The organism is Novosphingobium cyanobacteriorum (genome assembly GCF_029436685.1).
Lineage (GTDB): Bacteria > Pseudomonadota > Alphaproteobacteria > Sphingomonadales > Sphingomonadaceae > Novosphingobium > Novosphingobium cyanobacteriorum.
In genome coordinates, this window is the sequence record NZ_JAROCY010000007.1 from 97,780 (window position 1) to 113,016 (window position 15,237).

The 15,237-nt window shown below is 66.3% G+C and carries 11 protein-coding genes; 8 read left to right on the forward strand and 3 right to left on the reverse strand.

Features of this window, described 5'->3' with window-relative positions; all coding sequences use genetic code 11:
• The first annotated feature begins 494 nt into the window (after positions 1 to 494).
• From POM99_RS09235 to POM99_RS09265, 7 genes are all read left to right on the forward strand, one after another.
• The gene (locus POM99_RS09235; protein WP_277277016.1) at positions 495 to 2,672 is read left to right on the forward strand and encodes a GumC family protein; all 2,178 of its coding nucleotides are present in this window, start codon (positions 495 to 497) and stop codon (positions 2,670 to 2,672) included.
• Positions 2,673 to 2,973: 301 nt separating this feature from the next.
• Complete coding sequence (locus POM99_RS09240; RefSeq protein ID WP_277277223.1) at positions 2,974 to 4,011, forward strand: glycosyltransferase; 1,038 nt, start codon at positions 2,974 to 2,976, stop codon at positions 4,009 to 4,011.
• Between the two features lie 48 nt (positions 4,012 to 4,059).
• The gene (locus POM99_RS09245) at positions 4,060 to 4,629 is read left to right on the forward strand and encodes an acyltransferase (protein WP_277277018.1); all 570 of its coding nucleotides are present in this window, start codon (positions 4,060 to 4,062) and stop codon (positions 4,627 to 4,629) included.
• Positions 4,630 to 4,665: 36 nt separating this feature from the next.
• Positions 4,666 to 6,117 (forward strand): hypothetical protein, encoded by a 1,452-nt coding sequence (locus POM99_RS09250; protein ID WP_277277020.1) that lies wholly within the window; start codon positions 4,666 to 4,668, stop codon positions 6,115 to 6,117.
• Between the two features lie 89 nt (positions 6,118 to 6,206).
• Entirely contained in the window at positions 6,207 to 6,572 is a 366-nt protein-coding gene (locus POM99_RS09255; protein ID WP_277277022.1) for a PilZ domain-containing protein, read from the forward strand.
• A 442-nt stretch (positions 6,573 to 7,014) separates the two neighbouring features.
• A complete protein-coding gene (locus tag POM99_RS09260; protein WP_277277024.1) occupies positions 7,015 to 7,971 on the forward strand; it encodes a sugar phosphate isomerase/epimerase family protein in 957 nt (318 codons plus the stop codon).
• An 11-nt stretch (positions 7,972 to 7,982) separates the two neighbouring features.
• A complete protein-coding gene (locus POM99_RS09265; RefSeq protein WP_277277026.1) occupies positions 7,983 to 8,906 on the forward strand; it encodes a sugar phosphate isomerase/epimerase family protein in 924 nt (307 codons plus the stop codon).
• Between the two features lie 76 nt (positions 8,907 to 8,982).
• On the opposite strand, the gene POM99_RS09270 is transcribed toward POM99_RS09265, so the two are convergent.
• Complete coding sequence (locus POM99_RS09270) at positions 8,983 to 10,095, reverse strand: NAD(P)-dependent alcohol dehydrogenase (RefSeq protein WP_277277028.1); 1,113 nt, start codon at positions 10,093 to 10,095, stop codon at positions 8,983 to 8,985.
• A gap of 60 nt (positions 10,096 to 10,155) precedes the next feature.
• Entirely contained in the window at positions 10,156 to 12,813 is a 2,658-nt protein-coding gene (locus POM99_RS09275; RefSeq protein WP_277277029.1) for a TonB-dependent receptor, read from the reverse strand.
• A 185-nt stretch (positions 12,814 to 12,998) separates the two neighbouring features.
• On the opposite strand from POM99_RS09275, the gene POM99_RS09280 reads away from it, so the two are divergent.
• Complete coding sequence (locus POM99_RS09280) at positions 12,999 to 14,234, forward strand: hypothetical protein (protein WP_277277031.1); 1,236 nt, start codon at positions 12,999 to 13,001, stop codon at positions 14,232 to 14,234.
• Here the strand turns inward: POM99_RS09280 and POM99_RS09285 are convergent.
• A complete protein-coding gene (locus POM99_RS09285) occupies positions 14,231 to 15,172 on the reverse strand; it encodes a helix-turn-helix domain-containing protein (RefSeq protein ID WP_277277033.1) in 942 nt (313 codons plus the stop codon). The genes POM99_RS09280 and POM99_RS09285 overlap by 4 nt on opposite strands.
• Positions 15,173 to 15,237 lie beyond the last annotated feature (65 nt).

Sequence of the window (15,237 nt, forward strand, 5' to 3'; positions counted from 1 at the left end):
TGATTCCCCAAAGATGGTGGTGTGTTCCCGTTGCCTTCTTGTTCTATGCGCGCGTGGGGAAAGGACAATCGCTCGCAGCGTAACGAAAGCTCAGGATCGGAGGAAGTCGGTCCGGGGGCGCAGAACGTGGATGGAACATGGCGGCCTGCGCGCGGGCTGCGGCGCAAGGGCGCAAATCCATCACCACGGCATTACACCTAAGGCACACCCTTAAGCATTTCCACGAGTTTCCATCGTGATTGTGCCGGTGTGGCGTGGGCGGCGGGCCGGTCTGGTAACGATGGTTAACGGCAGATTTGCGCGTCCCGACGGGTTCGGTCCGGGGATGGTCCGGCACGGATGGGGTTTTTGCCTCTGAACCGGATGCGCTTCGCCTTTCGTGACAGACGGCCTTGCCTAGTGTCCCGTTCGACCCGGCAGGGGACTTTGCACCGTTCCGGTTAGGTCCCCCGAACAGGGGGTTCGGGACCGGTACAAGCGATGGAGATGCGTTGGTGAACTCGGCGGCGACAACGGCAGTCGGCATGTATGGCGGGGCCCAGGCAGGCCTTCCGGCAGTGCCTTTCGAAACGCGCGTACCCCCTCCGGCGGCAGACCGCGTGGACCTGCGCCTGCTGATGGCGATGTTCCGCCGCCGTCTCGGCATCTTCATCACCGTGGTCCTGGTGGTGATCGCTGCGGGCCTCGTTCTCACCGCGCTGCAGACGCGGCGGTATGAGGCGGTGGCCGACGTCGCGCTCAATGCGCGCCTCGCCTCGATCAACCCGCAAAGCTCGAACGACAAGCCGGAAAGCGCCATTCCCAGCGAAGGCTATGTCGACACGCAGGTTTCGGTGGTCACGTCGGAGGCCAATGTCGGCGCCGTGGTCGATCAGCTCGGCCTGGCAAAGAACGCGCAGTACAACCAGGGCGCCACCACCCCGGCCGAACAGCGCGCCGCCGCGATCGACACGATCCTGTCGGGCCTCACCGCCACGCGCATCGGCACCACCTATGGCATCGCCATTTCGTATGAAAGCACCGATCCGCAGGATGCGGCGCGCATCGCCAACGCTGTGGCGCGGCAGTACACGCAGGGTGCGCTCGATGCGAAGCGGGCCACCGCCCGCGGCACCACGCAGCTGATCGCCAACCGGCTGGAACAGCTGCGCCAGCAGGCGCTGGCCGATACCGCCGCAGTGCAGCGCTATCGCATCGCCAACAACCTGCTTTCCACCACGCAGGGCACGCTGACCGAGCAGGAAATCTCCAGCTACAACCAGGAAGTCGCCAATGCCCGGGCCCAGGCGGCCGAGGATGCGGCCCGCCTTGATGCGGCCCGGCGGCAGGTGGCCGGCGGTGCGGTGCGCGGGGGGGTTGACGATGTCAACGTCTCCTCCACCATCACCAACCTGCGCGGCCAACTCGGCGTTGCCAGCGCCGAACTCGCGAATCTCACCGCCCGCTACGGATCGCGTCACCCCGACGTGATCCGCGCCCGCGCCACGGTGGAATCGATCCAGACGCAGATCGCCGCCGAAACCCGCCGCGTGGTGGACAGCCTCGAATCGCGCGCCCGCGTCTCGCAGCAGCGCCTCGCCTCGCTCTCGGGCACGCTTGACCAGTCGCGCGGCACCCTGGCGCAGAACAATGCCGCCATGGTCGGCCTGCAGGACCTGCAGCAGCGCGCCGATACCTCGAATGCGCTCTACCAGTCCTATCTCAACCGCTACAAGGAACTGACCGCGCGCGAAGGCACCGAACAGGCCGATGCAGACCTGCTGCGCCCGGCCGAAGTTCCCGGCCGCCCGTCCAGCCCGCATGTCCTGCTCAACCTGATCCTGTCGGTCGCGCTCGGCGTGGGCCTCGGCATCGCCGCCGCCTTCGCTGCCGAAATGACCTTCAGCGGGCTGACCACGGGCGATGACATCGAACAGCGCCTCGGCGTGCGCTACCTTGGCTCGATCCCGCTGCTGCAGTCGGTCTCGCGCCAGCGTGGCCAGGCGCCGACCATGGCCGTGCTCGAGGATCCGCGCTCTGGCTTTGCCGAAAGCTTCCGCTCGCTGCGCGCCTCCATCGCCATGAACACCCGGATGGCCAGGGTCATCGCCATCACCTCGGCCCTGCCCGATGAAGGCAAGACCACCACCTCGATCTGCCTTGCCCGCTCGATGGCCGCGGCCGGAGACAACGTGCTGCTGATCGATGGCGACCTGCGCCGCCAGGGCGTCAGCCGCTTCCTGCGCGGGGAAAGCGGCCAGCCCGGCCTCATGGAGGTGCTGCGCGGCACCGCCACGCTCGATCAGGCGCTCGTCGTCGATCAGGCCAGCGGGCTCTATGTCCTGCCCGTCGCCGGCGATGCCAGCGATGCGCCCGAACTCCTCACCGGAGACGAGATGGACGCCCTGCTCGACAAGGCGCGCGAACGCTTCCACGCGGTGATCATCGATACCGCCCCGGTCCTGCCGATCGCCGATGCCCGCCTCGTGCTGGGCAAGGCCGATGCCTCGGTCTTCGTCACCCGCTGGCGGAAGACCCCGGAAGCCGCGCTGCGCTCCGCCCTGCGCCTGCTTCCGGAAGAGCGCGTGCAGCTCGCCGGCGTCGCCCTCACCCGCGTCGACATGCGCAAGCAGGCCCGCTTCGGCTATGGCGACGATGCGTTCTACAACTCCTACAAGTCCTATTATGCCTGAGCCGTTGCCTGTGGGACCATCCACCCCGGCAACGCTCCTGGCGGGAGCCGGTGGCCTGCTGCCCGAAGCGGGCGGTGCGTCGGCTCCCGCCGCTCCTTCCCTGCTGTTCCCGACCACGGCCGAGATCAACGCCGCCTCCAGCCCTGTCCGCGCCGATGCCGGCACGGTTGCCGCCAGCGGCGGCCAGGCGAGCGTCCTGTTCGATCCCGCTGCAACGCGTGGCCTGCACCCGGTGGGCTTGCCCGTCGATCCTCGCGCCCGGTTCAAGCGTGTGGCCATCGTGCACTACTGGCTCGTTACCATGCGCGGTGGCGAACGCGTGCTCGAACGCCTGCTGCAGATGTTCCCGCAGGCGGACATCTTCACCCATGTCTATGATCCTTCGGCCGTGTCGGACATCATCCGACGCCACACGGTGAAGACCAGCTTCATCCAGAAGCTGCCTTTCGCCACCACCAAGTACCAGTCATACCTGCCACTTATGCCGATGGCGCTCGAACACCTCGATCTGCGCGGCTACGATCTGGTGATCTCAAGCGAAAGCGGCCCGGCCAAGGGTGTCATCGCCGCGCCCGATGCCATGCACCTGTGCTATGTCCATTCGCCGATGCGCTATCTGTGGGACCATTACCACGATTACCGCGACGCCACCGGCTTCGTGAATCGCATGGTCATGCCGTGGATGTGCCACTCGCTGCGCAAATGGGACATGTCGAGTGCCGCGCGGGTCGATCGCTTCCTGGCCAATTCCAATTTCATCCGCGAACGCATCGCCAAGGCCTGGCGTCGCCCCGCCGAAGTCGTCCATCCGCCGGTGGAGACCGACCTGTTCAATGTCAGCCCGGATATCGAGGATTCCTGGCTCTGGGTCGGCCAGCTCGTTCCCTACAAGCGTGCCGACCTTGCGATCGACGCCTTCAACAAGCTCGGCCTGCCGCTCACCGTTGTGGGTGATGGCCCCATGGCCAAGGAACTGCGCAAGCGGGCCGGGCCCAACATCCGCATGATTCCACGCATGTCTTTTGCCGAACTTCGCGCCGCCTATGCCCGCGCCCGCGCGCTGGTGTTCACGGCAGAGGAAGACTTCGGCATCGTTCCGGTCGAGGTCATGGCCTCGGGCCGACCGGTCCTCGCCTATGGTCGCGGCGGCGCGCTCGACAGCGTCGTTGCCGGCCGCACCCGTCAGTTTTTCGCCGAACAGAGTGTCGATGCCGTGGTCGAAGCGGTGCAGGACATGGAGCGCTGGCTGCCCCACTTCGATCCCGCAGCCTCACTCACCCGCGCCCGCGATTTCGCGCCGGAAGTCTTTGACCGTGGCATTCTCGAAGCGCTCGTCTGATGGTGCCGTGCCCGGTTCGCGTCCGCTGGTGGAGGCACGGCTGACGGCATGCCGCAGACCCTCCCCCGGCTCAGTCTGCTCAGCCGCCTGCGCACGCTGGCGGTCTCGCTCTATCTCGCGGCGCGCGGCACCCCCCATGGCGGCCACCTGTTCATCCGCGATGGCTTCCCGCGGTTTCCCGGCGGCGGCGATGTCCACTTCGGCTACCGGGTCAACATGCAGTGCGATCTCGCGCCGGTCTGGCTGCGGGCCGCGCGCGGCGCCAGCATCGAACTGGGCGACCGCACGTTCATCAACGCCGGCACCGAAATCATCGCCGCTCAGCTCGTCACCATCGGCCCGCACTGCCGCATCGGCCCGTTCTGCACCATATCGGACACCAATCACCACCCGGTGCACGAAGGCGAAATGGCCCGAGTCGCGCCGGTCATACTCGGGCGCAACGTCTGGCTCGGCCGGGGCGTCATTGTCCTGCCCGGCAGCGTCATCGGCGATCACAGCGTCATCGGCGCCGGCTCCGTCGTCTCCGGCACCGTTCCGCCGCGCCAGGTCTGGCGCGGCAACCCGGCGGTTCACGTCAAGGACGTGCGCTGCTCTCCTGATTTCGTGCGTGGCTGACGCGCGCGGCATGGCCTTGCAGGGAACGCTACTCCCATGATGCTCACTTTCATCGGCGCTATCCAGGTCCTGCTCGGGCTGGCGCTGTTCCTGATCGGCTCGGTCGAAGCGATGTTCGGCTTCATGCTCGTGTCGGCCATGTTCGGCGGGTCTGCCGCGCTTACCCTGCCCGCGCTCGGTGGCTCGTCGATCCCTCCGGTGCAGTTCGCGCTGGTGTTCATGGCCCTGCGCCTGTTCGTGCCCGGTGCCGGGCAGATGAACGCCGTGGGAGAGGCCGCGCGCGCCAATGTCTACCTCGTGCTTTTTGTGCTGTGGGGCGCGGTGCTGGCCTTCATCGCCCCGCGCATCTTTGCCGGGCAGGTCGATGTCACCCCGCTGCGTGGACGTACCGAAGCGCGCTATATCTCCGAAAAGGCCTATCTCTACGCAACCCGCCCCCTCGCGCCCTCGCCGCAGAACATCACCACTGCGGTCTACATGTTCGGAACGCTGCTTGCCGGCATTGCCGCGCACGTCTCCTCCCGTACCGAGCGCGGCCGCGCCACGCTGGTGCGCACCATGGCCGTGGTCGGCATGCTCCACGCGCTGATCGGCTTCACCAGCGTCGCCGCCAAGGGTACGCCCATTGCCGACGTGCTGAATATCTTCCGCAACGCCAACTATGCGCAGCTCGATCACTCGTGGAAGGGCTTCGTGCGGATGACCGGCATCTGGCCCGAAGCCTCGAGCTACGCGGCCTTCGCGATGACGTGGTTCGTGTTCAACTTCGAATGCTGGCTGCGCCGCGTCGATGGCCGCTTCACCGGGCCCGCCGCGCTGCTGCTGGCCATGGCGCTGGTCTTCTCCACCGCCAGCACCGCCTATGTCGGCCTGCCGATCTACTTTGCCTTCGTGATCATGCGCATGCTGCTGTTCCCCGGCGCCGTCACGGCTGACCGCGTGCTGTGGATCGGCGCGGCGGTGCTAATCCTCGTCGTCGTCGCCTGCACCGTCATGCTCGCCCAACCGTCCTTCGCTGACAGCTTCGTCGGCCTGATCCGCCGCATGACCGTGGAAAAGCAGGACTCCTTCTCGGGCCTGCAGCGCAAGTTCTGGGCGTGGCAGGGGATCGACGCCTTCCTCAAGACCGGTGGCATCGGCATCGGTCCGGGCAGCTTCCGTTCCTCCAGTCTCGCCACCGCGGTGCTCGGCTCCACCGGCATTCTCGGCGCGGCGGCCTTGCTCACCCACTTCCTCTTTGCGTTCAAGCCGCACCGTCTGTCCACCTATGCCCCCAGCCAGAGCCTTTCGCTTTCCACCGGGGCGGCCTGTGCCTGGGCCATGCTGATGGGCGTGCTGATCGCCTCGATCGCCGCACCATCGTGCGATCCGGGCACGGACTTCGGCATTCTCGCCGGCGCCGCCCTGGCCCTGCGCGGTCGCCCGGTGCTGGCCACCAGCCTGCGCTGGCGCGTGCCGGCGCCGCAACAGGTGCTCAGCCCCGCCTGACCGCGCCCGCCGCTTGGCGGATCATTAACGCTCAACGAAATCCGGCACCCGCCAAGTTTGCGTTAACCACCGCATGCGAAGAAATACGCATGCCCAAGCGTCCCTCCCTCCCCCACCCGGACCGCCGACGCTCAACCCCGCGTTTCGGCCTCCACCTTGCCGCCAACCTGCGCCCGCCGGTCGATGACAGCGCGCGCGAAGAGCCGCAGCCCTCGGACGATCCCATGATCGTCGATCTGTCGCAGCATGGCTGCCGTCTTGCCGGGCTGGCGCGTCCGCTGCTGGTCGGGGCGCCCATCACCATCGCGCCAGCGGGTCAGCCTACCCTGACCGCCTGGGTTCGCTGGTGCGTTGGCGGCGAGGCCGGCCTGGAGTTCGCCCGACCGCTTCCCGCCGGCCTCGCCGAGACGATGCAGGACCGCCACCCCGTCACCTTCCCCAACCTCGCCGCTTGATTGAATCTGCGTTGTCCCATGCTTGACCTGCCCTGAGACGGGCGATTTGCGGCATGACCGCAGGCCTTCCCCCAGCGCAGACGTGCGGGCATGTCCCCCCAGACCGCCCGCCCCTCACCATTCAAGCCTGACCTGTCGATTTCTGACCCCGCGCTTGAAACGACCAAGCTCGCACCCTTTCGACTACACTTCGGTGCCGCATCGCGCCCGCCATCATGCCTTCACCGCCGTGCGGCAGCATCAGTTCATCGAGGCGCCGGCCAATTGTGTGGCAGTGCTGAGGCCTGCCTGCTGCAATTGCGCGACAGGGCCCTTCCAGACAATTGGCACCGCACGGCCGGGTTAATGCCCGGACAGGACGATCCCGCTTGACCCGGCATCAACATTATTAGTATGGAAGTTTTAATTTAAAAATGGCCGCCCGAGGAGCCTGCAGCCGGACATGCCTATCCAAAACTTCGCGATCAGCCTCGATCTGGTCAACCGCCACTATCAGGAGCCGAACCGGAACCGGTATGAAAGCCGGTATTTCTGGGAACAGCTCTATCCGCTCATCGCAACATCGGGCTTCTCGGCCATCGAAATCCCCTATGAACCCGTCTGGCAGTTTGGTGGGCGCAGCGGCGTCCCCTTCAACCGTTACTGCGTGAACACCAAGTACGGTGATGCCGCCGGCTATCGCGCCGCGCTGGCCGAACGCGGCATTGCCCGTGTCACCGGGATCACGTTCGATCCCAACCTGTTCATGCGCAACGCCAACATCGATTTCTTCTTCGGTGCGTCCGGCCACTTTGCCGGTGAAGCGCTGGCCCATGCGGCCGACATGGGTGCGGATTACTTCGCCATCAGCCCTTCGCCCTATTATGGCCGCGCGCTCCATTATCACCCCGATCTGGAGGCCCAGCGCGAAGCCTTCACCGCCCGCACGGTCAGCCTGCTCAGTGGCCTTGCCGCCAAGGCGCAGGATCTCGGCGTGGCGCTGGTGCTGCGCAATGAATACTGGGGCCTGTTCCGCGGCGAAGCGATCCTGCCGCTGCTTGCCGCGCTGCCCGAAACGGTGAAGCTCGATGTCGATACCGCCAGCCTGCAGATTGCCGGCGTTGCGCCCGCGGATTTCATCGCTGCCAACATCACCCGCATCGGCTGCGTCCACCTCACCGATACCGCCTTCGTCGACAATGACGAGACGTGGAAGACCGCCAATCCCGAATTCCCGGAACGGCGCGCCACGCAGGTGTTCCGCGATCCCGGCACCGGCACGGTGGACCTGCCCGGCATCGCCGCGCAGCTGGCCTCGGTCGGCTACGCCGGCCCCGTCACACTCAGCGCCCGCCAGACGCGCGATCCGTTCCGTGCGCTGCTGCGCACCCGCGCCCTGCTCAACCAGCTTCAGAACTAGGGTCAGCCCAGATGCCCAACATCCGCTACGCCAACATGTGCCACTGGAAGTCGATCCCCTATCGGCAGATCCCCAACTTCCGTGATTTCTATTACGAGGACAACACCAACACCGCCTATTACTCGGACTGGGATTCGATCCTGAAGTACCAGGCCGCGCTCGGCTTTACCGGCATCGAGATTGCGCCCTGGGACCTGGCCGACATCCTGCCCCTGTTCGGCTCGCCCGAAGCGTTCACTGCTTTCGCGGCAGAGCGCGGGGTGGAGGTCATCGGCATGTTCCACGGCGCCCATGCCAGCCACGCCGCCGATCACTTCGATGAAGCCGTCCGTTCGGGTTGCGAGGCGGTGGACACCATCGTGAAGTTCGGCGGCACCTACATGAACACCTGCCCCACGCAGAACTATTTCGGCACCGGCCCGCTAAGCCGCGAAGAGGTGCAGAACTGCGCCCGCGTGATGAACGAGATCGGCCGCTACGCCACCGACCGCGGCGTGAAGATCGGCCTGCACAACGAATTCTTCTGCGCGATCAACCTGCCCAACCACCGCGAACTGATCGAATCCACCGATCCGGCGCTGGTGCATTACTGCATCGATACCGCGCAGATCTCGATCCTCGGCGAAGACCTCTGCACCTTCTACGAAGACTACCATGATCGCATCAGCACCTTCCACCTGAAGGACACCGCGTCGGCCAACCAGCCCGACAGCGTGCGCTATGCGCAGGATCCGGAAATCACCGACAGCGGCCACCGCTGGTTCTGGGAACCGGGCCTCGGCACGCTCGATCTGCCGGGCCTCTATCGTCTGCTCAAGAAGCACGAGTTCAAGGGCTGGATGTCGGTGGAATACGACGGCTCGCCCGATCTGCTCGCGTCGATGGCGCTCACCCGCTACCACCTCGATACCGTGCTGCGCCCGATCTACGACTGACCGGTGCATTCACCGGGGCAAGGCAGGCGGAGGGGGACCCCTGCCCCTCCGCCTGCCGCCCCCTTCTTGGAGCCTGTCAGGAAAACCGCACTACCGGCTTCACCACCCTGCCGCTCTCGCCCGCGGCGATCGCCTCGGCAATCGCCTCGAAGGGGAACTCCTGCACCAGCCGATCGAAGGGAAAGCGCCCTTCGCGGTAATACCCGATCAGCTCGGGGATGAAGCGCTGCGGGTCTGCCCCGCCTTCCACCACGCCGCGCACTACGCGCCCTGCGCTCATCAGGTGCGTTGCATCGGCCACGATGTTGCCGCCCGGCGGGTATGCGCCCACCAGCGCCAGTTCACCTTGCGGCGCCAACGCCAGGATCGCCTTGTTCACCACCGCCGGAATTCCGGTCGTGTCGATGATGTAGTCGAACCCCGCCGCGCACCCCGCCGCCGCGGCATATGCCCCATAATCCCCATCATCGCTGCGGAAGCCGTGCGTCGCGCCCAGTTCCTGCGCCAGCGCGATGCGCGTGTCGTTGATGTCCAGCGCCACCACCGTGCCTGCCCCGGCGATGCGCGCGGCCATGATCGCGGAAATGCCCACGGCCCCGGTCCCGATCACCGCCACGCTCGCCCCTGCGCGCACCCGGCACGAATTGAGCACCGCGCCCGCACCGGTCTGGATGCCGCAGCCCAGCGGCCCCAGCAGGTGCAGCGGCAGGTCCGCGTCCACCTTCACCGCGTTGCGCCGGTTCACCACCGCGTGCGTGGCGAACGAGGATTGGCCGAACACGTGGCTGTGCACCGCCGCGCCCGTCGCATCGGTCAGCGCGGTCGATCCGTCGGCCCGCGTGGCAAAGAAATTAAGCGGCACCCACGCGTGGCAATAGGCCGGCTGGTGCGCGTCGCACGAAGCGCAGTGGCTGCACGACATGAAGCTCAGCACCACGTGGTCACCCACCGCCAAGTCGGTCACCCCAGCGCCGATCGCGCGCACTACGCCCGATCCTTCATGGCCCAGCACCACCGGCAGCGGCACTGGCAGGTGCCCGTCGCGCATCACCATGTCGGTATGGCAAACGCCCACTCCCGTCATCTCCACCAGGATCTCGTCCTCGCGGGGATCTTCCACCGTCACCGCCTCGATCTGCGGCACCGCCCCGGCCACGCGTGAAACTGCGGCCCTCGCCATTGTCGCCATCGGCTCTCTCCCGGATATGGAAAAGGGCCCTGCCACCGCGGCCGGGCCCTTCTTCTTGCATCAGAACTTGAAGCCGACGCGCGCATACCATTCGCGCGGGCGGTTGTAGCTGCCGAAGTAGACCCCGGCCGCATCGTTGGCCCCGGCCGAAACCAGGTATCGTTCGTCGGTCAGGTTGGTCCCGCCCACGGTCAGATCCCACTTCGCCCCCGGTTCGCGATAGGTCAGGCTGGCGTTGACGATATCGATCGGCTGGCGCCGCAGCGGCAGGTATCGCGCCACGTCGTTCCACACCGCGCTCTTGTGGGTCCAGTCGGCCAGCACCACCATGCTGCCACCGTTGCCCAGGCCGAATTCATAGCGCGGGGCGACGTTGATCGACCACTTGGCCGTCTTGGGCAGCTGGCCGCCCACCACCGCGCCTTCGCGCAGGCCGGGGATCGGCCCGGCCACGTCGGGGCGCAGCACGCTGGCCGAAAGCGCGGTGAAGTGCGCGTCGAGATAGCCGATCGAGCCGTTGATCGTCAGGCCCCTCATCGGCGCCACGATCGCTTCCACTTCCACGCCCTTGATGCGCGCGGTGCCCGCGTTGTCGATGGTCGGAGACGTGCCCACCTGCTGGTTCAGCTGCACGTTCTTGTAGTTGGTGGAAAACGCCGCCAGGTTCAGCTGCAGCCGCCGGTCGAACCACTGCGACTTCACGCCCACTTCAAACGTCTGCGCCGTTTCTTCGTCGAAATCGGGCGCCACGTTGCCCTGCGGGTTGGTCAGGCGCGTGGTCCAGCCGCCGGTCTTGTAGCCTTCGCTGTAGCTGCCATAGACCATCACGTCGTCACTGGGGTGCAGCTGCACGCCCACCTTCGGCGCAAAGTTGGAAAAGGTCTTGCGGTTCACGCCAGGCACATAGACGCGCACCGGATTGCTCGGATCGGGATAGGACAGCGCGGCAAAGCACGGCGGCCCGCCCGCAGCCTGCGGCGGCGCCAGCGGAAAATCCCCGAACGGAAAGATCGTGCCATCGGCGCTGGCGCAGTTGAACAGCTTGTAGTTGCCGCCGTTCAGGTCCTGCTGCCCGCCTTCGAACAGCTTGGTTTCCTTGGTATAGCGGCCGCCCAGCGTGATCCCGATCCAGTCGTTCACGCGGAAATCAAGCTGGCCGAAGAAGGCATAGTTCTTGGTGTCGAAGTTGTTCGGCCCGTCCACCTGCAGCAGGCCTTCGTCGAACGTCACGTAATCGTGCAGGTCGCCCGATTCCTTGAAGTAGTACCCGCCCAGCACGAAGTTCAGCTTGCCGTCCAGCAGCTTGGACCCCAGCAGCTGCACTTCCTGGCTGAACTGCTTCTGGTTCTGGCTGAAGGTCAGCTCCAGCATCGAAAGCGGCGACCCGTCGAGGTCCGATCCCGCCTTCCAGTTGGTCTTGCGATACGATGTGATCGAACGGACCATCAGCCCTTCGGCCAGGTCGTATTCCAGGTTGCCGGCCACGCCCCATGCGCGCAGCTTGTTCAGCGTCGGCCCGGTGGCATAGGTCTTGTCCGGATCGCCGGTGATGAAGCGGCCGTCCCACGGCAGGCGGTCGTTGCTCGGGTCGGCGTCGGTGTTCACCCCCGCCAGCGAACTCAGCAGTCGCCCCGGATTCACGCTGGTGCCGCGCGCCCCGCAGATCGCGCCCGCCCCACGCGCCGCGATCTCGTCGGGCGTTGACCCGATGCAGAAGTTGTAAAGCCCGGCAAACAGGAAGCCGCCCGCCGGATTGATCGGGTTGATCGCCGTGCCCGGCAGCGGGTTGGTCGGCGCGAACGGCCCTGCGGGGAAGGACACGCCCAGCAGCGAATTGTTCTGCCCCGACGAATCCTGATTGGTGTAGTCGCCCGAGATCGTCGCGCGGAACTTGCCGCCATCGTCCCAGCGCAGCTTGCCGCGCAGGCTCATGTTGTTGTCGCCGCTCTGGCTGCTCGACCGGGAATAGTCCGCGTTGTTGAACGCGGTATAGGGGTCGGAATTGGCGATGGCGCGCATTTCCGCGGCCGTGCCGTTATAGGCGATCCGCTTCTGGAAGCCGCTGCGGCTCGTCACCGCGCCGGTCACCGATGCCGCCAGGGAATCGCTCAGCGGCAGGTCCAGCGTCGCCCGCGCGCGCAGCAGGTCGAAACTGCCGGTGGTCAGGTCGCCGCTCAGGCGGAAGGTCTTGCCCGGGTTGTGCGTCACGATGGAAATCGCGCCGCCGATGGTGTTGCGGCCAAACAGCGTGCCCTGCGGACCCTTCAGCACCTCGATCCGCTCCACGTCGGGCAGGTCCTGGTTGGCGCCCACGGTGCGAGCCAGGTACACGCCGTCCAGGTAGATGCCCACGCCGGGATCGATGTTGAATGCAAAGTCGTCCGATCCGATGCCGCGGATCGTGGCGGAAAGCACCGCCGAAGAACCCGAAAACGGCGTGCCGCCATCCAGGTTCACGTTGGGCGCAATGCCGCTGAGCGCGGAAATGTCGGCCACCGCGCGCTCCTTCAGCGCGGTCCCGCCAAAGGCCGAAATGGCGATCGGCACGTCCTGCACGTTCTCCACGCGCTTCTGCGCGGTGACGACGATCTCCTCGATCTGCCCGCCCGAAGGTGCGCCCGCATCCCCTGCAGGCTGCCCCGCTTCCTGCGCCTGTGCGGCAAACGGCAAAGTGGCGATGGCAAGCGCCAGCGCGCTCACGGACTTCATTGGTTTCATGGCAAACCTCCCTTGTTTGGGAGAAGCCATATCCCCGCAGAATCACCTCAGCGCGGACACACGCGCCACTTCACGCACAAACGCGCAAGGGGCTCCGCCAGGCTGCCGGCAAATTCGATGCAATCGCGCTTGCCGCGCCCGCGCCGCAGGTCATACCTTCCCGGCGTTTCAGGGGGGAAATGTCGATGTCGTACGCCTATCCGGAGGATGAACGTACAGGCAACTACGTGATGGACCACTGGCGGGGTAACCTGCCGCTGGCGAACTCCTACTGGATCAACGGCGGCATCGTCCTGTTCCTTGCCAACATTGCCATCGGCGCTGCCGCAATGTCGCTGCGGGATAGCAGCTTTTCGCTTCAGTTCGTCGCCATCGCTGGGATCGTGGCCTTCGCGCTCCTGATCGTGCTCTGGGTCTGGGCGGCGGTCGGCATCTGGCGCTCCGCATCGCGCCACGCCGGTCGGGGTGGCAGCTCCGGCTGGGCCGTGGTGGCAAAGGCCATGATGGTGCTGGGCGCTCTCAACCAGGTTGTACAGCTGGCCAGGATTGAACCCCTTCTGGCCGATCATACCCAGCTCGCCGCCGGCATGGACCCCATCGGTGAAAGCGCAAGGCTCACCGTCGATGGTGATGCCCTTACCCTCTCGGGCTGGATTTCCTCGGGCTCCTCGGGGCAGTTTGCCGCCCTGCTTGGCAAACACCCCGAAGTCCACCGCATCCTGCTCAGGTCGCAGGGCGGCCGCACGCGTGAGGCGACGAGCATCGCTGCCGCCATTTCCGCCCGCAAGCTCGATACCATGGCGGTTGGCCCGTGCGCCTCGTCCTGCACCATTGTCTTCCTCGCCGGAAAGCACCGGTTTGCGGAATCCGGCTCCAGCCTGGGCTTTCACAGCCCCTCGCTCGCCGGCCTGACCGACGACGTCGCCAAGGCGTCCAGCCCGGAAATGCGCGACGCCTATGAAAAGGCCGGCCTGCCCGCCGAATTTATCGAACGCGCCCTCTCCACTTCCTCCAAGTCGATCTGGAGCCCCACCGAAGTGGAACTGGTCCAGGCCGGCGTCATCAACGCCTTCTCCCGCGCCCGCATCGTCGACAGCAATCAGTCAACCGCCAAGGCCATCAACAAGGCCGGCGCCCGCCAGATCGACAATTACACCGTGCTCTCCGGCGCACGCGCCAACGGCACCGAGCTGGTCTACCTCTACACCGTGAACGTCCCGGCAGACCGCATCCCCAGGGGCACGATGCAGCGGATCGGCCGGGGCATCCAGCTGGAAGAATGCAGCAACAAGGGCATGCACCTGCTCATCCGGTCAGGCGCCTCGATGTCCTACGAATACCGTGACCCTGCCGGCCGCCTTGCCGGAACCTACCGGCTCGACCGCTGCCCCGAAATTCCGGACTATCCGCCTTCAGCCTAGTGCATCGCCCGATAATCGCGAGGGGACTGGCCAAAGCGCTGGGCAAAGCGCCGCGCGAAATAGGATGGGTCGGCAAAGCCGCAGGCCATTGCCACCTCGATCACGCTGCGCCGCGGATTGGCGCGCAGCATCGCCGCGCCGCGCAGCAGGCGGCATTCGGTAATCATCTGGCCAATTGTCGTGCCTGCCCGCGCCGCCGTTGCCTGCAGCGTGCGCAGCGGGATGCCGCATTCGCGCGCGATCGTCGCCGGCCCCAGGTCAAAATCGCCGATGCCCGCGGCAATCGCCTCGCGGATGCGCTGCAGCACCGGATCTGCTGCACCGCCGCCTGCACCCGCCCCTGCCACGGCCTCCGCCTCGGCCAGGCACGCGCCCAGCAGTTCCACCAGCACCTGCGAATGCGTCTGCGCCATGCTCCCTTCAAACGGCTGCCCCGCCTCTGACCACAGCGCCGAAAGATAGCTCTGGAAGATGCGCACGCCCGTGGTCTGGCCGGGGATGCGCCTGGCGATGCAGTCCTCCACCTGCGGCAGCGCCGCCGCCAGTTCCGCCCCGTCAAATTCCACCACGCTCAGCCGGTGCGCGCTGGGGCAGTCAAAGCGATAAGGCTCCTCACCCGCGCACAGCACCATGTCGCCGCTGCCCAGGCTCACCTGCCGCCCGCGCTGGGTCAGCTGCACCTGCCCGTCGTGGATGATGTGCGCGATGATCGTCGCCTGGCTGCCGATGGTTGCGCGCGTCTCGTGCCGCCGCACCACGGCAGAGCTCGATCGCGGCCGCACCATCCGCAGCGATCCCAGCCGCCATGTGCTCAGCTGCGCCTCGAACAGCGGCTGCTGCGCATCCACCACCATCCCGCGATAGGTGGAGGCCAGCACCTCGTTCCAGTATCCCAGCCGATCGGCCACGCGCACCTGCCGCGTCGATACGATCTCCACGCCCACTCTCCTCGCCAGATGTCCGTTGCCATCCACGAATTGCTATATCTTATAGCAAATTTCCT